This is a genomic window from Glutamicibacter ardleyensis (assembly GCF_014644555.1).
GTDB lineage: Bacteria > Actinomycetota > Actinomycetes > Actinomycetales > Micrococcaceae > Glutamicibacter > Glutamicibacter bergerei.
In genome coordinates this window covers 838,818-861,801 of the sequence record NZ_BMKX01000001.1, presented here as the reverse complement: position 1 = coordinate 861,801, position 22,984 = coordinate 838,818, and the positions used below count along the sequence as shown (strand labels likewise).

The following is a 22,984-nucleotide window of genomic DNA, read 5'->3' as shown; positions in this document are numbered from 1 at the left end:
ATGATCTAGGACACCTAGGGTTCTGTCATTGCACTTATCTCGGGTAGGATTGGAAGGTCTGTGCTACTGCACGCCCGAAACTTGGGTGCCGCGGTGCATGGATAACGCAAGAACCTCCTGTTGCGGAAATGCCGCGACCGTTTAGCCCAAAGGAGGTGGGTTCACATGCGTGCTTATGAACTTATGGTCCTCATCGATCCAGAGGTCGATGACCGCACCGTAGAGCCAACTCTCGAGAAGTACCTCGAAGTTGTTCGCTCAAACGGTGGAACGATCGACAAGGTCGATATCTGGGGACGTCGCAAGATGTCTTACGAGATCCAGAAGAAGGCAGAAGCCATCTACATCGTGGTGAACTACACCGCGGATCCAGCTACTTCGTCCGAGCTTGAGCGTCTGCTCAAGATCAACGAGCTGATCCTGCGTCACAAGGTCACCCGTCCGGAAGAGGCTCGCGTTTAATTACGCTTGCACTTTCGTTGTACGACAAACGTTCATTCTGACTAAGGAGAGTCAATGGCAGGCGAGACTGTTATTACCGTTATCGGAAACCTGACCGCCGATCCGGAGCTGCGTTTCACGCCGTCCGGTTCAGCCGTAGCGAACTTCACGATCGCTTCGACTCCTCGCACCTTTGATCGCCAGTCCAATGAGTGGAAGGACGGGGAAGCCCTGTTCTTGCGCGCATCGGTATGGCGTGAGGCTGCAGAGAACGTTGCGGAGACCTTCACCAAGGGCATGCGAGTCATCGCCCAGGGTCGTCTGCGCTCACGTTCGTATGACACCAAGGAAGGCGAACGTCGCACCGTCATGGAGCTCGAGGTCGATGAAATCGGCCCGTCGCTCCGCTTTGCGTCCGCCAAGGTAACCCGTACCCAGCGCTCCGGCGGTGGCCAGGGCGGCTTTGGCAACAACGGTGGCGGTGGAGGATTCTCCAACGCTCCGCAGCAAAATGCCCCACAAGCACAGCCGCAGCAACAGCAGCAGCCACAGCAGGGCGGCGGATGGAATGCTCCATCCAACGACCCGTGGAGCACCGGCGGTAACAACGGCGGCGGTGGCGGCGGTGGCTGGGGCAACCCAGGCAGCGACGAACCACCTTTCTAAAAAACTATTTATTCACCATCCCGCAGATCTCTCTGCGGGCTCCAAACCTAAGGAGCTCCACGATGGCTAAGGCTGAAATCCGTAAGCCCAAACCAAAGTCCAATCCCTTGAAGGCCGCTGACATCACTGTCATCGACTACAAGGACGTAGCGTTGCTGCGCAAGTTCATTTCTGATCGCGGAAAGATCCGCGCTCGTCGCGTGACCGGCGTATCGGTTCAGGAACAGCGCAAGATCGCACAGGCTATCAAGAACGCACGTGAAGTAGCCCTGCTGCCTTACTCCGGCGCTGGCCGCGGCTAAGGAAGAGGGGATATAAAATGGCAAAGATCATTCTGACTCACGAAGTATCCGGTCTGGGTGCTGCAGGCGACATTGTTGAGGTAAAGAACGGCTACGCCCGTAACTACCTCCTTCCACGCGGGTTCGCACTCGTATGGACCAAGGGTGGCGAGAAGCAGGTTGAGTCCATCAAGGCTGCTCGCGCTGCTCGCGCCGTAGCAAACCTTGAGGATGCTCAGGCACTTGCTTCGAAGCTGAAGTCCCAGCCGGTGAAAATCACCATGAAGGCTGGCACCAACGGCCGCCTGTTCGGCACCGTGAAGACCGCAGACATTGCTGCTGCGGTTGAAGCTGCTGGCCTAGGCAAGATCGACAAGCGCAACGTTGAGGTCAACGACCACATCAAGTCGACTGGCAACTACACCGCAACCGTTCGCGTACACGAGGACGTTGTTGCAAACCTGAAGCTTCAGGTTGTTGCTGCAGCCAAGAAGTAAGTCTTTTTAGACTCACCTCTGTTCAAAGGGTGATGCATTCTCCGCAAGGGGAGTGCATCACCCTTTGACGTTTAACGACTCTTGCGCGAACGTGCGATAGCGCGTGAGAAATCAATGATGATCCCCAGCGCTACGAATCCGAATGCAGGTAGCCACGTGACTGCCCAATTACTCATGCTCCCGGCAGTTCGGTCGCGAAGGATAAGTTGCAGCAGTGGCCACAAGATTCCCAAGACCACTCCGATGATCATGAATGTTTGGTGGCCCTTGGGGGTAGCTTTCTTGGGAAAGGAATCCGCATATTCGTCGGGGCTTCCGAAGCTAGCTGTAGCTTCGTCGTAGTTGCTGCTCTCTGCTTCAACTTCGCGCACAATGTCACGAATGGTGGCGACGTCCAGATTCCGTAGTGAGAGATTAAAACGAAGCTCGGCGAGATAGTCTTTAGTGCTTTTCATCGTTTTCTCCTAGGTTATCTGGCGTAGCCAGGTTCGAACTTCTTGCAGAGTTGTTTGGCCTTGACTGGTGATCCTGAAGGTCTTGCGTGCTGGGCCGCGGTCGGTGATTTCCCATTCCGAGACGATATCTCCGGACTCTTCCATCACTCGCAACAATGGGTAGAGGGTGCCGCTTTTGATCCCTGTGAGACCATGTTCTTCGAGTTTGGATAGCAATGCATAGCCATGTGCTGGCTCATTCATTAGCTGATTCAAGATGATCACCGGTAGCGTTGAGCGCTTTACCTGATGAACTGTCTTATTCGCGTTCATGCCTTAAGTATGATTCATACATATTCAAGTTCCAATACTACTTTCGGATGACATCTGAGACTTTGCTCAAGTCACCTTTGCTTCCTAAAGCCCTGCGGAGAGGCGTAACCGCGCATTGGGTCATTGTTCATTCAAATGACCCCCGCCAAGGCCGTCACAATCATTGGGAAATGCGCCGGTCACACCTAATCTCAGAGATGAGAGTAGCTAGCTTTGAACAATGAAAGAACGGTGGAACACATGGGCTTTGCTTTTGCGGATCCGGATGTATTAACTGAGGCCCAGCGTGAGGCTGTTGCCGAACATCGACGTTCGGTGAAGATTGAGTCTCGCAAGCTCTCGCTGCGCGAAATGCGCGAGGACGCGCAGCTGAGCCAGGTGGAGCTTGCAACATCCCTGAAGCTCAGCGTAGACCGGGTTGCACGTATGGAAGCCGGGGATCTGGACCGCGTGCAGGTGGCAACACTTCGGCGATATGTTGAAGCGATGGGTGGCAGGCTTAAGGTAAAGGCCGTTGGTGAAGCAATTCACGTGGACCTTGGATAAGTAAACAAGGCGGGTCAAATTACTGCATATTAGCTGTCAAGGCCAGACCGGTCAGCGCAAATTGAAGACAGCTCGTCGCTAAAACTCTGAACTCTCGTGCAAAAGCCCTAGCTGCGGTGAAATCAACCGCAAATACCGGCTAAAGTGTTCCGGTGAGATGCGGGTTACTGATCTGCATCACAAAGGAAGTTTAGAAGGGGTTATTTTGCACGAGCGTATTCACCACCGGGCCTTTGTCGATCGTTTGATGAGTGCAGAACAGGCAGCAACTTTTATCAAACCCGGAATGACGGTGGCCATGAGTGGCTTCACCGGTGCGGGATACCCGAAAGCGGTTCCTGGCGCCTTGGCCGCGCAGATGGAAAGTCAGCACGCTCAGGGACAAGACTTCAAGATCAACGTGCTGACCGGCGCCTCGACCGCACCGGAGCTCGATGGTGTGCTCGCCAAGGCCGAGGGCATGAACCTGCGCCTGCCTTATATGTCTGACCCTGAGCTACGCCGGCGAATCAACGACGGCAACATGGAGTACATGGACATTCACCTGTCCCACGTCGCTCAGCACGCCTGGTTCGGCTTCTACGGCAAGATCGATGTAGCTATCGTCGAGGTGGTCGGCGTGACCGCAGAAGGCGATCTGATCCCTTCCAGCTCGGTTGGCAACAATAAGACTTGGCTGGAAATGGCAGACCAGATCATCATCGAGGTCAACACCCAGCAGTCGGCCGCGATGGATGGCATGCACGACATCTACTACGGCACCGCGCTGCCTCCACACCGCAAGCCAATTAACCTGACTACGGTACGTGACCGCATCGGCCAGAAGTACATGGATATCGATGTCACCAAGGTGGTGGCGGTCGTAGAAACTGATGCGCCAGACCGTCTGAGCCCTTTCGCTCCGGTAGACGAGACCAGTACCCAGATCGCAGATCACCTACTTGATTTCTTGGACTATGAGATCCGCCAGGGAAGACTGACCGAGAAGCTACTGCCATTGCAGTCCGGCGTAGGCAATATTGCCAACGCCGTACTAGCCGGACTGGCTCGTGGCGGATACAAGGGCCTAACCGCCTACACGGAGGTCATCCAAGACGGGATGTTGGAGCTGATCAAGGACGGCACCATCGAGTTTGCCTCCGCCACCAGCTTCTCGCTGTCTGCCGATGGTATCGACGAGTTCAACAAGCACGTGGATCACTACCGTGAGCGGATCTTGCTTCGTGCTCAGGAGATTTCCAATCACCCGGAAATCATTCGCCGGTTGGGCTGCATTGCGCTCAACGGCATGATTGAGGCGGATATCTACGGCAACGTCAACTCCACTAACGTGCTCGGATCCCATGTGATGAACGGTATTGGCGGCTCGGGTGACTTTGCCCGTAACGGTTACCTGTCGGTGTTCATGTCCCCCTCAGTGGCTAAGGGTGGCAAGATCTCCGGTATCGTGCCAATGGCCAGCCACGTGGACCACACCGAACATGACACGATGATCCTGATTACCGAGCAGGGCCTAGCTGATCTGCGTGGACTTTCACCTAAGCAGCGCGCCCAGCTGATCATCGACAAGTGCGCACACCCCGAATACCGTCCGATGTTGCAGGACTACTTCGACCGCGCACGTAAAGAAAGCTACGGCAAGCACACCCCACACCTGTTGGGTGAGGCGCTTGCCATGCATCAGCGCTTCTTCGAGACCGGTGATATGCGCTTAGCTAAGTAGCTCAAGATCGCTTTAGGCTGGACCCTGACTCTTTTGAATCAAGGTCCAGCCTTCGCTTTAACTATCTCTTATTTAGATTCGCGAAGGTAAAATCCCTGAGTCTGGTTGTTGTACATGCGCACTTCGTTCAAGTGGCCGGTCGGCACGTTCGGGTTCGCAGGATCTGCAATTTTGGTTCCCGGTGCATAGAACATGGCTAACGGTGCATCGGAGTAGTTCAACGTCGTAAAACCGTTGTTGACCCAGAAGTTGAGAACTGCAACGTCACCGTTTGCATGGGTGACCTGAGGATACTTAATTTCTAAGCAGCCAGGGGAATGCTCGGCGGTGACATCATCACCTGGACACCACGTTCCGTTGACCAGTGAGAGATCCAAGATTCCTCGGTCTGTCGCAGCCAAATCTTCTATGGACTCGGCGACTAACTGCTTACCGTTCCAAGCTAAGGTCGCCTTAATCTGTCCGCTGGGAGCTGCGGCCGGCTCGGTGGTCAAAAGTTCCCGGTCAGCGATGACCAATTTCTTGCCGTCGACTTTCAAAGAGCTGGGAATCCCGCGTGCCCCGCCGTTGACATCACCCATCTGGAACGGCTTACCCAGCGGGGCGATGCCCTGCGCTGTGCTCTGAAAAAGCTGGATGTGTGCTGGCCACGCTACGCCGCCCTTGTCGCAGTAGAACGCCGTGACCAATTCTTTCACCCCGTCGCCGGTGAGGTCAGCGGCTACGGTGAGCTTCGAGTCTGCAAGGGTTGGAGCGCTCGCGTTGGGGTATTCCGGATGTTTTGCAGGCAGCGCTCCGTCGACGAGTTTTCCCGCTGGGAAGCCACACATCGACGGAATCTTTGCGGATTTGAGCATTTGCGGGGTTAGATCTGCAAGGGATGCGGGAGACGAGGGGGCCAGTTTCGACTCGTGGGCTGATGGACTAGATGGTTCCGTGGTCGTTGGAGGTACGGTGCACGAGACCATTGCCAAGGCAGCGATGACGCCAAGAACAGCCGGAATTATTTTTCGCTGTGGCACGGTAGTTCCCTAAGCAAGAAGTGATTATCTGGTGTTTATCTCCGAGCTTATAGTGAATTACTACTTGTGGGAGCGTCCATTTTGAGTATGACGCCAAACTTCGAGATTTGTGAGCCGCTGCCTGACGTTCTTAATGATGCAGGCTAGGACGATAAATTAATTCTTGGATACGCCCATCAAGCAACCTTGAATCCACAAGTTCAAGGTCAAAATCCTCGACGCCGGCGAAGATTGGATCCTGACCCGTGAGCCCAGTCAGTGCAGGGAAGATGGTTAGCTGAATAAAATCAACCAGCCCCGCTGCCATAAGTGCCCTATTCATAGACAAAGACCCGTGCGAACGCAGTGGGACCGTGGATTCAGCTTTTAACCGCGGCACCACCGCTAGCGCGTCAGCACGCTCTAGCGAGGCATCGGGCCAGTCCAAGACACCGGTCAGCGTATTAGAAATGACGGTGGCGGGTTGTTTATGCATCGCCTCGCCCCACGGGTCATCAACATCCGAATATTTGTCGGCCTGCGCACAAAACTGTGAGAACAGCTTGAAGGTGTTGGAGCCGAAAATCATATGACAGGGGGATGCATACTGCTCTAAACGGCGGGCTAGAAGTTCGGGGCCTTGTTTGCCCCAGTAACCACCCCAATTTCCCGAGGCGCCGCCAAATCCGTCGAGGCTCGAAAACACGTCAAAGGTATATGTCGCAGGCATGAGAACTCCCGGTGTAATGAGCTAAGTGCAACTCACCTTACGCCTGCCCGGGCCTGCCCGGAACCCTGAAGTGAAGGCCGGTCCACGGTCATTTAGTTTCGCTCAACCCTTGAGCGCGCAGGACATTCTTTTGTACCTTGCCGGTGGAGGTACGTGGCAGATCCTGTGGGAAAACGATGGTTCGTGGAACCTTATATCCGGCAAGTTTTTCCCGAGCAAAACCGATCAAGGTCTCCTCATCTAGGGTGGACCCGCTGGCTCGGATGACGTAGGCGACCGGACGCTCTCCCCACTTCTCATCAGGCACCCCCACGACTGCCAAGTCCAACACTTCCGGGTGAGAAGCCAACGCCTGTTCCACCTCAATGGTGGAGATGTTCTCGCCGCCAGAAATGATAATGTCCTTCGCCCGGTCGCGTACCTGGATATAGCCGTCGGGATGCATCACCCCAAGATCCCCGGTGTGGAACCAGCCGCCGGCAAATGCCTGTTCTGTGGCCGCTTCGTCACGGTAGTAGCCAATCATGACGTTGTTTCCGCGCAAAACAATCTCACCCATGGTCTGTCCATCGGCGGGAACATCGCCCATATTCTCGTCAACTATCCGGGCGCTTTCTGCGGTCAGCATGCCCACGCCCTGGCGGGAGAGCAGGGATGCACGCTCATCTTCGCCCAGCTGATTCCACTCGTCTTGGTATTCACAGATCGTGTAGGGACCATAGACCTCAGTCAGGCCGTACACGTGGACTACCTCGATACCCAATTTTTGGAGCTTGGCGATAATTGCTGGCGAAGGTGGTGCGCCCGCGGTGGTGATGCGCAGTGGTGCCTGGAGCGGGTGAGCGCGCGGCGCATCGGCAATGATCGAGCAGACCGTGGGAGCCCCGCAGAGGTGTGTTGCGCCAAGTTCTTCAATGCCATCCCAGACTGCATCTTCGCGGACACCACGCAGGCAAAGGTGGGTGCCGCCGGCTGCGGTGACCGCCCAGGGTGTGCACCACCCATTGCAGTGGAACATTGGCAGTGTCCAGAGGTAGCGGGTTTGGGTGGTGAATCCCTGGTGGTGCGCCTCGGAGAGCGAGTTCAGGTAGCTGCCGCGATGCGAGTAGAGCACTCCCTTGGGTTTCCCCGTGGTGCCCGAGGTGTAGTTCAAGGCGATGGGTGCGCGCTCATCTGCCACCTCGTAGGCCAGCGGTTCCGCCGTCGAGACAGTATCAAGCAGCTCCTCTAGCGTCCCGTCCACCGCAATCTCGGGGCGTTGGCCGGTGTACTGGTCGTCGGTGATCTCAATCAGTGCTTCGAGGCTCAGAATCTCGGCACGCAAGGTTGAAGTATTAGCCAACAGCTCGGTGTCGGCAAAAAGTAGCTTTGCCTCGGAGTGATCCATGATGTAGCGCAGCTCGTGGGCGGTGAGTCGCGTATTTAAAGCGATCAGCACGCCTCCTGCCAGTGGTACCGCGTAGTGCGCCATCAGCATTTCTGGAGTATTGGGGGCCAACACGGCTACCCGGTCACCTGGGTTAATACGCGTCCTGATGGCCTGCGCAAAGCGTTGCACACGGGACTCAAATTGTGCGTAGCTGTAATTTCGTGAGCCGTGAATGATCGCGGTCTTGGATGGATAAACCTCGGCCGAACGCTGTAGGAAACGCAGAGGGGTGAGTTCCGAATGGTTTGCCTGAGTCATGACCATGTGCGCGACATCCTTCGATTCATCGTTGTGGTTTACTTCAATTTGCAGATGTGAGCTGAAGCACTTCCATCTAATATCGTGGCATGAACCTCAGGGTCAAACAAAGAAACGCAGTCTCATTGCGTCGAGTGGGCGAAATTCAGCGGTCAGTGACTATGTCACTGACTAAACTTTGCGGGAAAAATACCGAGAATCTTGTCATCAGATTCCTGCGGGGTACCGCGGCCATCGGTGTTATTGGTCAATACCCAAAGCTCTCCGGCAGCAGTGACCGCTGCGTCCCGAAACCTTCCGTAGCTGCCGGTGAAGGCTTCGGTGGAATCACTCGGTGAGTTCAAATCGATGATTCGCAACCGTTCACCACGCAAGTTAGCCACATAAAGTAAGTCCTGGTGAATGCTCATGCCACTAGGGCTCGCAGACTCAGTGCTCCATTGCTGGAGCGGGTCAACGTAGTCAGCATTATTGGCGATACCTTCGGTGACCGGCCACCCGTAGTTAGCACCCGCTCTGATCAGGTTCAGCTCGTCCCAGCGGTTTTGCCCAAACTCGCTGGCGTACATGGTTCCATCGCTAGCCCAGGCGAGTCCCTGCGGATTACGATGACCGAAGCTAAACACCGGAGAATCGGGAAAAGGATTATCTTCCGGAACTTCACCGTCGATGGTTAGTCGCAAGATCTTTCCGCCGAAGCTGTCTAGGTCTTGGGCCAAAGATTCATTTCCGGCATCACCAACGGTTGCGTAGAGCATCAAATCTGGTCCGATGGCCAACCGTCCGCCATTGTGGATCGTTGCCGAAGGTAGCCCTGAAATAAGCGTTTGTGGATTTGTGAGGCTCAGATTTCCAGCCTCTCCAGTTACCTCAAAGCGCTGGATTCGATTCCCCTCGGCGGCGGTCGAATAGGCGAACAGGTATGGCCGTTGATAAGCCAGCCCGAGCAGTCCACCCTCACCACCATGAACTACGTCGTTGAGTTTGCTAACTTGCCGCTGATTTCCTTCCGTGTCTATTTCCAATATTCGTCCAGAATCACGTTCTGAAACCAAGAGCGTACTCTCCGCGAAAACCATTGACCAGGGAGCATTTAGCTCATCGGCAACGATGCGGGGTTCGGCTGTTTGTGATGCAGAACCACTGTTGGAGACGTTGACTGGTGGTGCTGATGGCTGCGCAGTGCAGGCCGTTATGGAAACAGCGCAGGCCAGGGCAATACCGAGGTAAGCAGTGGTTTTACCGATGGCTACTGGTCCGGGACGCATGGGATCAGGCTAGCAACTTTGGTTTAATGCGCAAGGGAGTTTTGGGATAAGTCTGAGCAGCGCTAAGAATGAATAATTTTCTGATTTGCCAACAAAAAATGGGTACTCATCGAATTTCAGCTCGAATATTTCGATTTGCGAAGCGATTTGTTTGACGGTTACGCACGCTGCCCAATATCGTTTAATCAGAATCATGAGCGTCAGCAAAAGCCCTGGCTAGCTGGCCGGCAACCCTCTATACGGTAGCGGGGTGCTCCAGGTGAGGATTCGGTGTCGTGCAACACCGCACGATACAAGTACCGCACATCGAGGCGTAAAACCTTCGACGGCGGGCCAAAGTAAGCAGTAGGTGCTTTTGTCCTGCCGCCGACCGTCGCCGTACCGATGTGTATGAAGTAAAGGAAGCAAAGCATGTCTTTGAATCAAGAGCTTGACGCGCTGACGTTACGCAAAGTTTTCGCGCAGCACCCATCCGGAGTTGCCGCGCTTTGCGCCGATATCGACGGTGAGAAGACGGGAATTGTTGCCTCCTCGTTCACCGTGGGGGTCTCACTGGAACCCGCGTTAGTGATGTTTGCGGTGCAGAAAACCTCAAATACCTGGCCAAAGTTGCGGGGTGCTAACCGCATAGGTGTCTCAGTGCTCAGTGAGCGCAATGAAGGAGTCTGCGGGCAGATCGCATCGAAGAAGGGCGATCGGTTCCTCGGTATTAATACACACAGTAGCGCCGATGGTTCATTGTTCATTGAGGACTCCACACTATGGCTCGACACCTCAATTTATAGTGAGGTAGAAGCGGGAGATCACTGGGTGGTACTGCTAGAAGTTCATGGCCATAAGCTGGCCGAGCATCTTCCATCGATCTTCCATGATTCACGATTTCACTCGTTACCGGTCCCGGAATTCGTCTAAATAGCTTTTTCGCGCCGCCGGCCTCTTGATCAAGAGGCCGGCGGCGCGATGCTGTTTAAGCAGTAGGTCTCGAGTTGATGCCGGGACTCCGTGCGTCACAAGTCGACGCGGGCGACTTTGAGCTTAATTGTGGATTACTTCGCCCAAAGTTACGACTCAGTAGCTTATAGTCGCTGTGACTACCGACTTCTAAGACTGTTGATTATCCACAAAACTGTCCACATGCATGTGGACAGTGCGTGGATAAGTTCCATCATAAGGCGAAATACACCGTAATTCCGGACTTTATCCTGTGGATAACGTAAGTTGAGAAGATTGTCTCTACAAAGAAATAAACTTTCTATCCACAGGCGTCAAAATATATTTATACTAGTCAACTCATAGTTCAATGAGTTTAAGTGTGGTAATCCACAAGCTTCTCCCCAAGTCACGCACAGGGTCATCCACAGCGAGAGCATGCTTATCCACAGATCTTGTGGATAACCGAGTTTACGGCTATAGATAAGAGACCTAGTGTTGGCTTTGGGACTGATATATCCACAGGTACCGCTGACGCTATAGCGTCGGTCGGCAGTGACATGCTTGAGCGTTGCCATCGGGGCACAAGGGTATTTCCCAGAGGTTCAATAGGGGATGGAAGTGTCTGTTATGAGTGCGGAACCGGTCTACGAAAGTCAGGGTTCTGAGGCGGGTCGTACCCCGCCGCAGGATATTCCTGCCGAAATGTCGGTTCTCGGCGGCATGATGCTGTCTAAAGATGCCATCGCCGACGTGGTTGAGGTGTTGCGTGGAACAGATTTTTATCGTCCAGCCCACGAGTCAATCTTCGATGCAATTATCGATCTCTACGGTCGTGGTGAACCTGCCGATGCAGTGACCGTCTCGGATCTGCTCACCAAGCGCAGCGAAATCGCCCGCGTCGGTGGAGCTGCCTATCTGCACAATCTCATCCAACAGGTACCAACGGCCGCAAACGCCGGTTACTACGCTGAGATTGTCCGTGAGCGGGCGGTGCTTCGCCGTCTGGTGGATGCCGGAACACGTATCGTGCAGATGGGTTACTCGCCAGATGGCGAAGTTGACGCCATCGTGAATGAAGCCCAGGCTGAGGTCTACAAGGTTGCCGAAAACCGAAATAGTGAAGACTACGTACGCCTCTCGGACATCATCGAAGGAACAGTTGATGAAATCGAGAACGCCGCCAATGCCGGCGACGGAATTACCGGTGTGCCTACCGGATTCTACGAATTCGACGAGCTGACCCAAGGTTTGAAGGGCGGACAGATGATTATCATCGCGGCCCGTCCGGCAGTGGGTAAATCAACCTTTGCTCTGGATTTCGCCCGCTCGGCGGCCATTAAGAACAATATGGCTACCGTCTTCTTCTCCTTGGAAATGGGCCGCAATGAAATTGCGATGCGACTGCTCTCGGCGGAAGCGTCCATTCAGCTCCAGGACCTGCGTAAGGGTTCGGTAGAAGACGCGCAGTGGACCAAGATTGCCACCACCATGGGACGGCTGAACGAAGCGCCACTATTCATCGACGATTCGCCGAATATGTCCATGATGGAAATTCGTGCGAAATGCCGCCGGCTCAAGCAACGCAATGAGCTGCGCATGATCATCCTGGACTACCTCCAGCTGATGAGCTCCGGTAAGCGCGTGGAATCGCGTCAGCAGGAAGTCTCTGAGTTCTCACGTAACCTCAAGCTGCTGGCCAAGGAGCTAGACGTTCCGCTGGTTGCCCTGTCGCAGCTGAACCGTGGTTCCGAGCAACGTACCGACAAGAAGCCAATGATTTCGGACCTTCGTGAATCGGGTTCGATCGAGCAGGACGCCGACATGGTCATCTTGCTGCACCGTGATGACGTGTATGACAAGGAAAATCGTCCGGGTGAAGCCGACGTGATCATCGCTAAGCACCGTGCAGGTCCTACCAAGACCATCACCGTGGCCTTCCAAGGCCACTACTCGCGCTTCAGCAACATGCAAAACGATGGCTAAGAATTTGCCTTGAACCAAAGCAAAAATGTTGGGCTCGAGAAATCATGTAGATTTCTCGAGCCCAACATTTTAAGTTAGTAGCTAGCCTTCGCACGGATTGGGCAGGCTAGAAAAGGCTGAGTACCCCGCTGGAAAGAATTCCCGTGGCACCAACCATCACTGCAAGAGAAACCGCGGTGATTTTGACCATGCGGCGACGTGTATCTTCGTTAAGCATGCCTTCAGCTTACAAAGCAAAGCTGAATAAACACTAACCAAAGATGCCGAATCAGCGAGCATGGCATTCGATGAAAGAATGACGGTATGCCTTCGTCACCCACCCCACCCGCAAAAACTTCGGGTATCGAGTCGATCTACGACGCCAAATATTTAGCCACCACCGTGGGAATGTTTGTTTTAGTGTTCCTGGTGGCCTTTGAATCGATGGCTGTGACCACCGTGATGCCACTGGTTAGCGAATTATTAGACGGGCAACGCTACTTTGCGCTGGCCTTTGCCGCTCCCATGGCTAGTGCCATGCTTGGCATGGTTGCCGCCGGTGAAATATCGGATCGACGTGGTCCTAAAATCCCGCTCTATGCCTCGGTGAGTGTCTTTGTTATCGGCTTGTTGATCTGCGGGACGGCGAACACCATGCAGGTGTTGATTCTTGGAAGGATCTTGCAGGGGATTGGCGGGGGCGCAATTACTGTGGCCATCTATGTGTTGATCGCCAGAGCTTACCCAGCAATTCTCCATACAAAAATCTTTGCACTCTTCGCCACCGCGTGGGTGATCCCAGCTTTGGTTGGCCCGTGGATCGCGGGGCTCATTGCCACCTATATCCACTGGCGCGCGGTATTCCTTGGCGTTCTAGTATTTATTGCACTGGCCTTTATCGCTATCGTCCCCACCTTGCACCGGATGTCCACAGAACGTGATCCAAGCCTGGGACCGGTATCAACCAAACGCCTACTATTGGCAGCGCTCACCGGCGCACTGGTCATCGTGATGAACCTGCTTGGCAATGCCGGTACCGGTTGGTCTTTAGCCGGTCTGCTGGCCGCGCTGTTACTCGCACTGGTAGCCATCAGGCCCTTGCTTCCGCGTGGAACTTTTACCGTACGTCGCGGGCTGCCGGCCACAATAATGACCCGAACGCTTGTAGCTGGCGCATTTTTCGGGGCGGAAATTTATCTTCCTTATATGCTCCGCGAAGACTACTTCTTAGCGCCAGACCGCGCCGGGCTAGTCCTCACGGCGTCTGCTTTGATGTGGTCACTAGGCTCCTGGCTGCAAGGCAGAGTCGGGGACCGGCTCAGTAACGCGGCGTGTATTTCGATTGGTGGTGTAGCCGGTGTTATCGCAATATCCACTGCGTTGTGCGCGGCGTTGTTCCATCCGCCCGTGGTGCTACTTGTCGCCGGATGGGCGGTTGGCGGGTTCGGCATGGGCATGATCTTCCCCCGGCAAAACGTGAACATGTTTGCCCTGTCATCTAAGGCAGAACAAGGCTTTAACTCCTCGGCCATGACCTTGGCGGACTCGCTGGGCAACGCTTCGGTGACCGCGCTGGGTGGTGTCATCTTCGCAATGGCCGCTATCGGATTTGGCTTCGTCGCGGTCTTCGCGTTCTCGCTGCTCCTGATCCTTGTGCTGCTGATCATCGCCCCGCGCACCAAAGCCAACGCCGCGGTAAGTGTCTAGTTATGCTGGTCAAATGGCTACCAAATTACCAGTGATCGGGGCACCTGCAACCCGGGCATTAGAAAAAGCCGGTATCACCAGCCTCGAACAGGCAGGGGATACCGGCATCAAAGCACTAGCAGCACTTCACGGGGTGGGGCCCAAAGCCCTGAAGATTCTTAGTGAAGCGATCGCCCAGCGCGGACTAAAAATGAAGAGCTAAGCACTTGGCAGAACCTTTAAATGCTCGTCCATGGTTGCCGCTAGGTGCTCTTGGAATTCAGGATGTTTGGCAATATAGGCTTTGACGTAAGGGCAGACCGCGACAATTTTTGCCCCGCCGGAGATCGTGTTGTCCAACGCGAATTTCACCATCACGCTGGCTAGTCCTTGGCCGCCGTATTGCTCGTCGACTACCGTGTGGAAGAAGATCCGCTCGACACCGTCCACACCCTGAAAATCACGGTAGTGTGCGGCTCCAATCAGCTTTCCGTTGTCATCCAAGGCATAGCGATTGCGATCCGGAAGATAGGCCGGGGTAATCTCACTCATGGTGATTCAACTTTCTACGAAGGGTTCACGCGGGGACGTAGTCGGACGGCGGGTAAGGCCGGGGCGGGTATTGCCGCCGGAGTATTTGCTGGGAAAGGCCCAAATCGGTCTTCTGAGGCATCTCCCGGTTCGGCACCAATTTCAGCCTGATATTGCGCACGGAAAGCAAGGACTTCTTCATGCGTGCGGCCCACGAAGTTCCACCACATGAGGATGTCTTCGCCTAGCGGCTCCCCACCAATGAGCAGTGCGCGCAATGGCTCGCCGCCCGCCTTAATCCGCATAATGGTGCAGCCGGCCCGGACAAATCCGAGTTCGCGGTGTTCGAGCTGATTCCCATTGAGCGTGGCTTGGCCCTGGTCAATGAGCAACCCGTGTTCGTGATGCGCCGGCACGATGATGTCGACTTCGGCTCCGGCTTCTAGATGCAGCTCGCCGCCACTGAGTTCGGTATGTGTTTTCACCGGTGAGGTAGAAGTTTGGTCGCCGATGGCGAGGGTGCCTAGGAATACGTTGAGCATCCAGCCAGTCCCGTTCATTGGTTCTGGGCGGTAGTTCTCAAAGGTCGGTTCCATATTGCGTACCCGTTCCGGCAGCGCAGTCCACAGCTGTGCGCCGTGCAAGATGGTGGATTCTTCGCACAAGAACTCCGAATGCGTGATGCCGTAACCGGCGGTCATCAAGTTCACTTCCCCGGGGCGAACTATCGCCTGATTCCCGGCGGAATCGATGTGCTCAATTTCTCCGGTGAATAACCACGAAACTGTCTGCAGCCCGGTGTGCGGGTGGCGCGGAACACTCATGCCGCCGGTGAGCGACACATCATCCGGACCGTAATGGTCGAGGAAACACCAAGCGCCAATCAAGCTGCGCTGACGCTGGGGAAGCGTACGGAATACTGTCATAGCCCGTGGACCGCCCAAGGGAACCGGGCGGGGCTCGAGGGTCTGTACCTCTAGCTGCGCGTCAAGATTACTGCAGTCAATTTCCGCAGGGGCCGGTTCGAGATTGCTCATAAGCTAAGACTAGGCAGGTTGTTTCATTCGTGCCACCCATAACGCGGTGGTTCCCGCCCAAGCCGCCACCGCAACCCAAATGAGAATCTGTCCCAAGGCAAAGAGCGCGGTGAAGTCAGGAATGGACCCCAGTGAAAGACAAGCTGTCGACAGCATGCCCAGCGGGAACACAATGGCCCATAACCCGGTCTCATAGCTGACTGGATGCCGGTGCATCACATGCCGCCAGATCCCAAAAATTATCAGCAGCGGGATGAACCACAATCCGATAGACAACAACGCCAACGTAGTGAAAGCGATGTTTGCCTGCAGCCATTGAGGAATTTCACCACTATTTGCCAAGCCTAGAAGCTGCGAACCGGTCAGTACGCTGATCGCCGTGGCGCCCATGAAGATCCAATAAGTGGGGGAGAGGGTTTCGGCTCGATTTGGGTAGCGGATCATGCGTACCGTCACGAGTGTCGCGGTCAGCAAATAAAGCGCGCAGCCCAGCAACCAGATACCCAAGGACAGCATCGGTGTCCAGGATCCGAGGTAGGTGTGGTGCGCCAGGCCGCCTGCCACCGACTGTGTAGCAACCACCCAGAGAAACCACGAACCGTTGGCAAGTGTCAGGGCAGGCTCGGGGCGCTCATGCAACACTAATCCGGCAGGAATGGCATAGGTGGCCGCCGCCCAGAGAAGCGCACCAAAAATCATGGCTGTCAGTGCGGCGCCTGGCATATTCAAAACTGCCAAACCCAAGGCTAGGACGTTGGCTGCCGCCACGATGGTGAAGAACCCGAAACCCACCGCAGGGTTCAAGATATCCAGCAGCATCGCGGCGGGGTGCTGCACCGCACGTATCGTCAGCACCCCCAGCAAGCCAAGGAACATGACGACGGCGAGCAAAGAAAATACTTGTCCCAATGCGATAAACCCAGACAGGACCAAGCCCAAGCCAATGATGCCGGTGGCCATGACGCTGGAAAAAACGGAGGGGGCAAGAGCGGTAACCCAATGTGAGAAGCGCGGTCGCATGCCGTCCAGTTTCTGGTTCACCTGTAGTTCCTCGTATTCTTCGGTCTCGAATTTGAGGGTAGCGCGAGCGGGGCTTGGTATCCAAGCCGCGTCTCAGGTTGCTGGCGTACGATCTTAAGGAAGGTACCGGGATGAGCTCAAGGAGAACTAAACATCGTGGACACTACCAATCTTCGTCGTGATGATCTGCTTAAGCTTGAACGGCAATTATGTTTCGGGTTAGCGGTCGCCTCACGCGCGGTGATTTCAGCCTATAAGCCCGTGCTGGACCCGATGGGACTGACCCACCCGCAGTATTTGGTCATGCTGGCCTTATGGGAGCACGGTCCGATGGGCGCTCGTGAATTAAGTGAGAAGCTGCATTTGGATCCGGGAACGCTCACTCCGTTGGTGAAACGGCTTGAAAGGGCCGGGTTGCTTGAACGTCGCAAGAATCCTCGGGACGAACGCGCAATTCTGATTGAAATTACGGCGCAGGGCAGCGCATTGCGCGAGCAAGCACTAGATGTTCCTAGCGAGATGATGCAGCGACTGAACCTCAGCGAAGAAAAGGTTGTTGAGCTGTGTGAGATTCTCGGCTCGGTAGTGAACGCGGGAATTTCTGCGCCGAGGGAGTGACCTAAAATATAGTTGGTGCACCAAGTAATAGCGTAGACTTGAAGCACTGACGTAGCCCGCCTAGGCGCACCGACAAGCATGAGGTTTACACCATGGACGAGTCACCACTTCCCATCATCAGGGACACCACCGGACTAAGCCTTCGGTACCGCGCTCTTTGGCGTCTGAAGTTTCTAGGCCTGAGCATCTTCGGCCCGGCCGAACGCTCGGTAGCCACCAGTCCGCGCGAACGCATCAAATGGGATCGGGCCATGATGGTGTTGCGCGCACATCAGGCCGCCGGAACGCAGCCTGATGAACAGACCATCTACACCGCTAACCGCATGGAATCGCGCCGTCCGAAACAGTAGGCAGTCGATTCCTTCGAAGGACCACGGTAAAATCTGAATATGCAGGAAATGACCGAACTTGTACTATCCCGGCAATTCACCGCACCGCGCAGCGCGGTGTGGGCGGCTTTTGTTGAGCCAGAAATTATCGCCCAATGGTGGGGCCCGCAAGGGTGGACCGTGCAAGATGGTTCGGTGATTCTTGAGCCGAAAGTCGGCGGACGTCACGAACTGACCATGGAGCAGCGAGATAACCCCGAAGCGCAGGTGCCGCTCAAGGCAGTGGTCACCGTCTTTGACGAACATATTTGTCTGGCGAGTGCCGACGGCCCTCATGAGATGACCTTGGACCTGGTGATCCACACCAAGGTGGACTTCAAAGAATTCGCAGGACAGACCCATGTGACTCTCACGCAGACGCCACTGCCTTACGAGGTCATCGACACCAGCACCAAGGCATGGAATTCGGCCTTCGCAAAACTTGAAACGTTACTGTCCGAATACTTCTAAGTGGGGCTTCGAGACTAGGTAACTGCGCACGGAGGCAATGCGCGCTGTTTTAGTTGCCCCGGTAAAGCGCAGTACATGGCTAAAGGCAGCAGAGATATCTTGTTCGTTGGTGACGTTTCCGTCCGTGCTGCCCTCACGTCCGTGAGTCAGTACGCTTTTGAATTCCAAGGACTTCGTTTCTCTGGAAGTGCTCACCCACTGGCATAGCGAATCGATTCCGTGCAACGTCCCAAAACCCACGATTTCCCATTCAACATCCTCGCTTACCCACCGTTTCAGATGGTTCACGTCCTTGCTGTGCAAGGCCACGATCACCTCTTGGATGATTTGATGCCGTGGGGCGTTACCGCAATTCTGCTGATAACTGATCTGTAAGTTTGAACGTTCGGCTGACATGTTTTCACCCACCTGGCTTCGGACATAAATGGTTTGTCCCACTATAGCCACCACTTTGAGACGAAGAGGCAGAGCCTTAACCGCGACCGATAAATGGCATGCCGGCAGCGGTGATGGTTAATTGATTGACCGACACGTTCAGTGGACTATTGGCGAGGAAAGCTACCGCATCCGCCGCCTGCTGCAAAGCGAATGTTGGTTCGACTTTGAGCGAGCCATCGGCTTGCAAGGCACCATGGGAAGTGCCTAGCTCATTCATGATGTCGCTTGCGGTATTGCCAATATCTATTTGAGAAGCGCAAATGTTAAACGGCCGGCCATCTAGCTCGATCGATTTTGTGAGCCCGGTAATCGCATGTTTGGTGACGGCATAGGCCACCGACCGCGGCCTGGGCACCTGCGCAGAGATGGACCCATTGTTGATGACGCGGCCACCGCAGTGATCTTTCATGTAGATAAAGGCCTCGCGGGCGCAATTTATCGCACCAGTGAGGTTGACCTGGCAGACTCTGTCCCAATCGTCCTCGTGCAATTGATCGATTGATACCGCAGGGCCAAAAGTACCAGCATTATTGAACAGGGTGTCCAGTCTGCCGAAGTGAGCGGTGGCCTTGGCGAACAATTCACGGACCTGAACGGCGCTGGTTACATCGGCGGTGAGCACTAGAGCATGCTCGTGATCTTGGGCGGTCTGGCGAAGAGTATCCTCGGTGCGCCCGGCCAGAACCACGTTCCAGCCTTGACGCAGCAGCGTTTGCGCGGTCGCTTTTCCAATCCCGGATCCGGCACCGGTTATCAGGATGGTGGAACGAGACGTATCTGCAGTAGCCATTTTCTCTCCTTAGAGCACCAAAGTTCAGCACAGTGGTGCCTGATTACAGAGCATATGAACTAGTCTGCCAATGATTGAAGTCGGTCCACGGATATTACGCCGATGCGTAGCGCCGGCACCCTGACTACTAGGCTTAGAAAGACTCAAATATACCTGTGAAGGATTCGTGTGTTCCTCGACGTGCTGTTCGGTGTGTTGCCGCTATTTTTCGTGATGATTATTGGGTATGCGGTTAGCTATTCACCGAAATTCCCGCCCAGCGTGGAACCAGCACTGAACGTCTTCGTTTTTTATGTGGCGCTGCCGGCACTTTTATATAAGGTGGTTGCCCGCTCCGATATTAGCCACGGCGTTCCGTTGGATTTCCTCTGGATCACGGTTCTGGCTACGCTGCTCTTCGCGCTCATCTGCTGGGCGATTTTTCGCTATTTGCTGCGAGTGGATCGTGGACGTTCCCTGGCTGGGATGCTCAGTACCAGCTTCGGTAACGTCTCCTACTTGGGGATTCCCGTAATTCTCGGAGTACTCGGCAGCCAGGCCGGATTGGCCGCTGGAATGGGGCAACTGATCCACAACGTCATTTTCATGGTCGGTTTCCCGATTCTCGCGCAGCTAATGATGCCAACCGGCCCGGGAAACGGGCATAAACCAAGCGGCCGCCGCATCGCGTTGACTGTCAGGAATGCGTTGATTTACAGCCCGGTTACCTGGGCGATGGTTATTGGCGGGGCAGTAGTCATCTGGGGCATTCCGGTACCGCAGCCGATAGATGACACGGTGGATCTGATCGCCGCCGCAGCGGCACCCGGAGCGTTGTTCGTCATCGGGCTGTCCTTGCGGCGTACGGTTCAGCGAACGCTTAAGCGGCGTGCCTCGGCTACTGCGATTCCGGTGCGAGCGGCAAAACGCACCATGGGCATTATGGTGGTGGGCAAAATGCTAGCCCTGCCAATGCTCACGGTGTCATTGCTGTGGCTTTTTGCGCCAGAACTTGAGGCGATGTGGTTCAACACGGCGGTACTTATGGCAGCCATGCCTACCTCGGCCACGGCGTACATCATGGCGCAAAATGACACCGGTGACGGCGAGCCAACAGCACTAGCCATCGTGATCACCTGCGCCTTGTCGGTGGTGCTCCTCCCGGTGCTCGCGCAGCTGGTGCTCAAGTAGATTACGTTCTGGCGCCTCAATACAAGCGTGAGGCGGGCCAACGATCACCGGGGATTCCTTTGGGGCAGTGATCTTTGGCCCGCACGCACGGATGGAAGAAGGATAGTTAGACGCTGACCAGTTCCTTCTTCCGGTCTTCATCGGATTCGATGAAGAGTTCTTCGTGCCCCACCGGAGGGAGGGAAGGCTGCGTTGGGGCCACTTGCAGCGCGGCAATCTCCGCTTCTGGAATCGGGTGGGCGGTGGTTTTCACCGGTTTGAGGCAATCGATGATGACCACCACGGCGAAGGAAACCAGCGCCCAGAGTCCGAGGACCATGAGATGCGAGCCGAGATTCGCACCGTCGAAGTACAGGATCGAACGGGCCGCCTCGACCGCAGCCGGCATGGGCAGGACCTGATGCAGCACGGTGAAAATGTGCGGTTCCATGTAGATGGACAGCGCAGCGTTCGAGGCTGGAACGCCCAGGAACATTGCCACGGCCAAGGTGGGAAGGATTGCGAACATTCCGATGAGTCGGTTGAAGATGGCGGTGAACATCGACAGGGCAAAAATCGTCAAGACACCAAGGCCAAACAGTTGCCAGAAGTGTCCATCCACCGCACCGGTGATCGGCCCGGCAATCAACCACAGCACCAGTGACATGAAGGCCGCGTAGCCCGCCAGTACTGGCAGAAGCTTCTTCAATGGCAGCAGGTGTGGTGCGGCGGTGCCGGCTACGATGATGACCATGAAGCCTGCCATGATCCAGCCCATGGCAAGATACATCACCACGGTGCCCGAATTATCACTCTCCGGGAGCGGGGCGAGTTCCGCCTGGGTCAATTCCATGCCCTGTGCGCCGGCGATCTGGGCAAATACTTGGCTCACCACCTGCTTTGCGGCGTTGCCGGCTGCCTGCGCGGTGTACAAGGTGGCCTCTGCGTGTGCTGCGTCCGGCAGTACGAAGGCCGCGACGAAGTCCTGCTTGCCCATCAGGGTGACCGCATCCTCTGCCGAGTCCAGGGCGGTCAGCTCGAACATGCCGGACAGGTCCTCGTTGAGCCCATCCACACTGTGCTGCGCCTGCTTCATAGTGGATCCCACCACGGCAACGGGCATATCGCGTGGGGTCGGCTCGTGCATGGCGCCGAGCATGAAGGTCAACATCATGGCGATCATGCCCAGTGGGAATGCCACCAGCGAGACGTAACGCCAGAATTTCTTTTTGGGACGCGGGCCACCGTGCAAGGACGCAATATTGATGCTGGTGGGAATCGCGCTCTTGCCTCGCGCGTGCTTCCGGGTATCCCACAGCACGGTCAATACTAGACCCGCCACCGCGCCCAGTGCGAGCATCAAGAGATGTTTGGTTGCGCCGTTGCCCTCGAAGTACATGATCGAACGCAGCGCTTCGCCCAGTGCGGGCATGGGCAGGAAAGAGTGCAGAAACGGAAAGATAGACGGCAGGGAGTAGACCGACATGCCCATATTCGAGGCTGGTTGACCCAGCACCATCAGGACCAGCATCCCCGGGATCACTGCCATGGCTCCGAAGAGCCGAGTGAAGAGCAGATGGATCGAACCGACGGCAAACACGCCCAGGGCCAGCGTTCCCATGACGGGAACCACGTCAGATCCCTGCAAGACGCCCAGAATGGGGCCGGTGATCAGCGCGCCCAGAGCGGAAATGATGATGGACCAGCCGGCAAGTAGCGGAACCGAACGGCGGAAGTGCAGCAGCTCTGGGGAATTGGAGAGCACCATGGACCACGGCATATAACCGGCGGTGATCATGGCGGTGGCGAGGAACATCGCGCCGAGGCCCGACATGTCATTCTCTGGCAGCGGCGCGAGATCTTCGGATACTACCTTCAGGTCCGCGCCGAGCAGCACCGGAGTGATGGCGGCGCTCGCCGTGCTGGCCGCCGAGGCGCCGGCCCCCGAGGCGGTGTAGAGCGTGGCGGTTTTTCCGTCCAGTACTACGGCGGCCGAGGCCTGGCGGTCGTACACCATTTCGCGGGCTTCAAGGGCGGAACCGAGTCGGGTGATCTCCAGGGCCCCCGGGTCAGCGTCGCTTAATTCTTGAGCGAGGTCGGCGACCTTGGTTAAGTTGGAGCCGGCGACGACGACCGGCATATCCTTGGCCGATTGATGGTGCATGGCCCCCAGGTAGCCAAGGATCATCATGCCCACGATCATCAGTGGCATCAGGAAGACCATGACGGTGCGGGCGATTTTTTCGATCCTGGAACGTTTCGCCGCAGCGGCTACGGGATCCAGGCCGGGCTTCTGTTTGCGTTTGGACTTTCTGCTCTCGGCCGGAGGATCGGTGACTTCTGGGGGATTGCTCAAACGTGCGGACTCCTGCAT

26 protein-coding genes and 1 riboswitch are annotated in these 22,984 nt (G+C 55.7%); of the genes, 14 read left to right on the top strand and 12 right to left on the bottom strand.

The features are described from left to right. Positions 1-165: 165 nt before the first annotated feature. The 4 genes from rpsF to rplI all read left to right on the top strand — a co-directional run bounded on the left by rpsF (position 166) and on the right by rplI (position 1,885). Positions 166-462 (top strand): 30S ribosomal protein S6, encoded by a 297-nt coding sequence (gene rpsF / locus IEX04_RS03870; protein WP_096255147.1) that lies wholly within the window; start codon positions 166-168, stop codon positions 460-462. Between the two features lie 54 nt (positions 463-516). Beyond that, complete coding sequence (locus IEX04_RS03865) at positions 517-1,107, top strand: single-stranded DNA-binding protein (RefSeq protein ID WP_105676539.1); 591 nt, start codon at positions 517-519, stop codon at positions 1,105-1,107. 62 nt (positions 1,108-1,169) lie between these two features. Next, complete coding sequence (gene rpsR, locus IEX04_RS03860; RefSeq protein ID WP_026820365.1) at positions 1,170-1,409, top strand: 30S ribosomal protein S18; 240 nt, start codon at positions 1,170-1,172, stop codon at positions 1,407-1,409. Positions 1,410-1,426: 17 nt separating this feature from the next. Further along, on the top strand, positions 1,427-1,885 hold the full coding sequence (rplI, locus tag IEX04_RS03855; RefSeq protein WP_096255151.1) for a 50S ribosomal protein L9: 459 nt from the start codon (positions 1,427-1,429) through the stop codon (positions 1,883-1,885). Between the two features lie 71 nt (positions 1,886-1,956). Here rplI and IEX04_RS03850 read toward each other — a convergent pair whose 3' ends face one another. Both IEX04_RS03850 and IEX04_RS03845 read right to left on the bottom strand, forming a co-directional pair. Then, complete coding sequence (locus IEX04_RS03850; RefSeq protein WP_096255153.1) at positions 1,957-2,340, bottom strand: hypothetical protein; 384 nt, start codon at positions 2,338-2,340, stop codon at positions 1,957-1,959. 9 nt (positions 2,341-2,349) lie between these two features. Beyond that, a complete protein-coding gene (locus IEX04_RS03845) occupies positions 2,350-2,652 on the bottom strand; it encodes a PadR family transcriptional regulator (protein ID WP_096255155.1) in 303 nt (100 codons plus the stop codon). Between the two features lie 213 nt (positions 2,653-2,865). Here IEX04_RS03845 and relB point away from each other — a divergent pair, with 213 nt between their 5' ends. Next, positions 2,866-3,198, top strand: a complete 333-nt coding sequence (relB, locus tag IEX04_RS03840; protein WP_141392897.1) for a type II toxin-antitoxin system RelB family anti-toxin — start codon at positions 2,866-2,868, stop codon at positions 3,196-3,198. 205 nt (positions 3,199-3,403) lie between these two features. Then, positions 3,404-4,921, top strand: a complete 1,518-nt coding sequence (gene scpC, locus IEX04_RS03835; RefSeq protein WP_382344572.1) for a succinyl-CoA:acetate CoA-transferase ScpC — start codon at positions 3,404-3,406, stop codon at positions 4,919-4,921. 68 nt (positions 4,922-4,989) lie between these two features. On the opposite strand, the gene IEX04_RS03830 is transcribed toward scpC, so the two are convergent. The 4 genes from IEX04_RS03830 to IEX04_RS03815 all read right to left on the bottom strand — a co-directional run bounded on the left by IEX04_RS03830 (position 4,990) and on the right by IEX04_RS03815 (position 9,607). Further along, entirely contained in the window at positions 4,990-5,943 is a 954-nt protein-coding gene (locus tag IEX04_RS03830; RefSeq protein WP_188683860.1) for a hypothetical protein, read from the bottom strand. Positions 5,944-6,073: 130 nt separating this feature from the next. After that, a complete protein-coding gene (locus IEX04_RS03825; protein ID WP_188683858.1) occupies positions 6,074-6,652 on the bottom strand; it encodes a dihydrofolate reductase family protein in 579 nt (192 codons plus the stop codon). An 88-nt stretch (positions 6,653-6,740) separates the two neighbouring features. After that, positions 6,741-8,345, bottom strand: a complete 1,605-nt coding sequence (locus IEX04_RS03820) for an acyl--CoA ligase family protein (protein ID WP_188683857.1) — start codon at positions 8,343-8,345, stop codon at positions 6,741-6,743. A 158-nt stretch (positions 8,346-8,503) separates the two neighbouring features. After that, the gene (locus IEX04_RS03815) at positions 8,504-9,607 is read right to left on the bottom strand and encodes a PQQ-dependent sugar dehydrogenase (protein ID WP_188683855.1); all 1,104 of its coding nucleotides are present in this window, start codon (positions 9,605-9,607) and stop codon (positions 8,504-8,506) included. A gap of 189 nt (positions 9,608-9,796) precedes the next feature. Beyond that, positions 9,797-9,912, top strand: a riboswitch (SAM riboswitch). A gap of 106 nt (positions 9,913-10,018) precedes the next feature. On the opposite strand from IEX04_RS03815, the gene IEX04_RS03810 reads away from it, so the two are divergent. From IEX04_RS03810 to IEX04_RS03795, 4 genes are all read left to right on the top strand, one after another. After that, entirely contained in the window at positions 10,019-10,519 is a 501-nt protein-coding gene (locus IEX04_RS03810; RefSeq protein WP_096255163.1) for a flavin reductase family protein, read from the top strand. A 648-nt stretch (positions 10,520-11,167) separates the two neighbouring features. Next, positions 11,168-12,523, top strand: coding sequence for a replicative DNA helicase (gene dnaB / locus IEX04_RS03805; RefSeq protein WP_096255165.1), 1,356 nt, complete (start codon positions 11,168-11,170; stop codon positions 12,521-12,523). A 303-nt stretch (positions 12,524-12,826) separates the two neighbouring features. Next, on the top strand, positions 12,827-14,209 hold the full coding sequence (locus tag IEX04_RS03800; RefSeq protein WP_188683854.1) for an MFS transporter: 1,383 nt from the start codon (positions 12,827-12,829) through the stop codon (positions 14,207-14,209). A 13-nt stretch (positions 14,210-14,222) separates the two neighbouring features. Further along, a complete protein-coding gene (locus IEX04_RS03795) occupies positions 14,223-14,411 on the top strand; it encodes a helix-hairpin-helix domain-containing protein (RefSeq protein WP_096255169.1) in 189 nt (62 codons plus the stop codon). On the opposite strand, the gene IEX04_RS03790 is transcribed toward IEX04_RS03795, so the two are convergent. From IEX04_RS03790 to IEX04_RS03780, 3 genes are read right to left on the bottom strand one after another with little or no spacing between them, the layout of a single operon-like run. Then, positions 14,408-14,740, bottom strand: coding sequence for a GNAT family N-acetyltransferase (locus IEX04_RS03790; RefSeq protein ID WP_096255171.1), 333 nt, complete (start codon positions 14,738-14,740; stop codon positions 14,408-14,410). The genes IEX04_RS03795 and IEX04_RS03790 overlap by 4 nt on opposite strands. Positions 14,741-14,754: 14 nt before the next feature. Then, positions 14,755-15,756: a pirin family protein gene (locus IEX04_RS03785; protein WP_188683853.1), complete on the bottom strand. Its 1,002-nt coding sequence runs from the start codon at positions 15,754-15,756 to the stop codon at positions 14,755-14,757. Positions 15,757-15,765: 9 nt separating this feature from the next. Further along, the gene (locus tag IEX04_RS03780; protein WP_188683852.1) at positions 15,766-16,797 is read right to left on the bottom strand and encodes a tellurite resistance/C4-dicarboxylate transporter family protein; all 1,032 of its coding nucleotides are present in this window, start codon (positions 16,795-16,797) and stop codon (positions 15,766-15,768) included. Positions 16,798-16,932: 135 nt separating this feature from the next. On the opposite strand from IEX04_RS03780, the gene IEX04_RS03775 reads away from it, so the two are divergent. The 3 genes from IEX04_RS03775 to IEX04_RS03765 all read left to right on the top strand — a co-directional run bounded on the left by IEX04_RS03775 (position 16,933) and on the right by IEX04_RS03765 (position 18,233). Further along, positions 16,933-17,394, top strand: a complete 462-nt coding sequence (locus tag IEX04_RS03775) for a MarR family winged helix-turn-helix transcriptional regulator (RefSeq protein WP_188683851.1) — start codon at positions 16,933-16,935, stop codon at positions 17,392-17,394. 92 nt (positions 17,395-17,486) lie between these two features. Further along, a complete protein-coding gene (locus IEX04_RS03770; RefSeq protein ID WP_188683850.1) occupies positions 17,487-17,744 on the top strand; it encodes a hypothetical protein in 258 nt (85 codons plus the stop codon). A 48-nt stretch (positions 17,745-17,792) separates the two neighbouring features. After that, positions 17,793-18,233, top strand: a complete 441-nt coding sequence (locus IEX04_RS03765) for an SRPBCC family protein (RefSeq protein WP_229676978.1) — start codon at positions 17,793-17,795, stop codon at positions 18,231-18,233. Here the strand turns inward: IEX04_RS03765 and IEX04_RS03760 are convergent. Together IEX04_RS03760 and IEX04_RS03755 are read right to left on the bottom strand one after the other, a co-directional pair. After that, positions 18,213-18,629 carry a nuclear transport factor 2-like protein gene (locus IEX04_RS03760; protein ID WP_188683848.1) on the bottom strand — a complete coding sequence of 139 codons (417 nt, stop codon included), beginning with the start codon at positions 18,627-18,629 and terminating at the stop codon, positions 18,213-18,215. The two genes, IEX04_RS03765 and IEX04_RS03760, sit on opposite strands and share 21 nt — an antisense overlap. 76 nt (positions 18,630-18,705) lie before the next feature. Next, entirely contained in the window at positions 18,706-19,461 is a 756-nt protein-coding gene (locus tag IEX04_RS03755) for an SDR family oxidoreductase (RefSeq protein WP_188683846.1), read from the bottom strand. A 168-nt stretch (positions 19,462-19,629) separates the two neighbouring features. On the opposite strand from IEX04_RS03755, the gene IEX04_RS03750 reads away from it, so the two are divergent. Then, complete coding sequence (locus IEX04_RS03750) at positions 19,630-20,631, top strand: AEC family transporter (RefSeq protein WP_188683844.1); 1,002 nt, start codon at positions 19,630-19,632, stop codon at positions 20,629-20,631. Positions 20,632-20,737: 106 nt separating this feature from the next. On the opposite strand, the gene IEX04_RS03745 is transcribed toward IEX04_RS03750, so the two are convergent. Then, positions 20,738-22,966, bottom strand: coding sequence for an ABC transporter permease (locus IEX04_RS03745; RefSeq protein ID WP_188683842.1), 2,229 nt, complete (start codon positions 22,964-22,966; stop codon positions 20,738-20,740). Between the last annotated feature and the right edge of the window lie 18 nt (positions 22,967-22,984).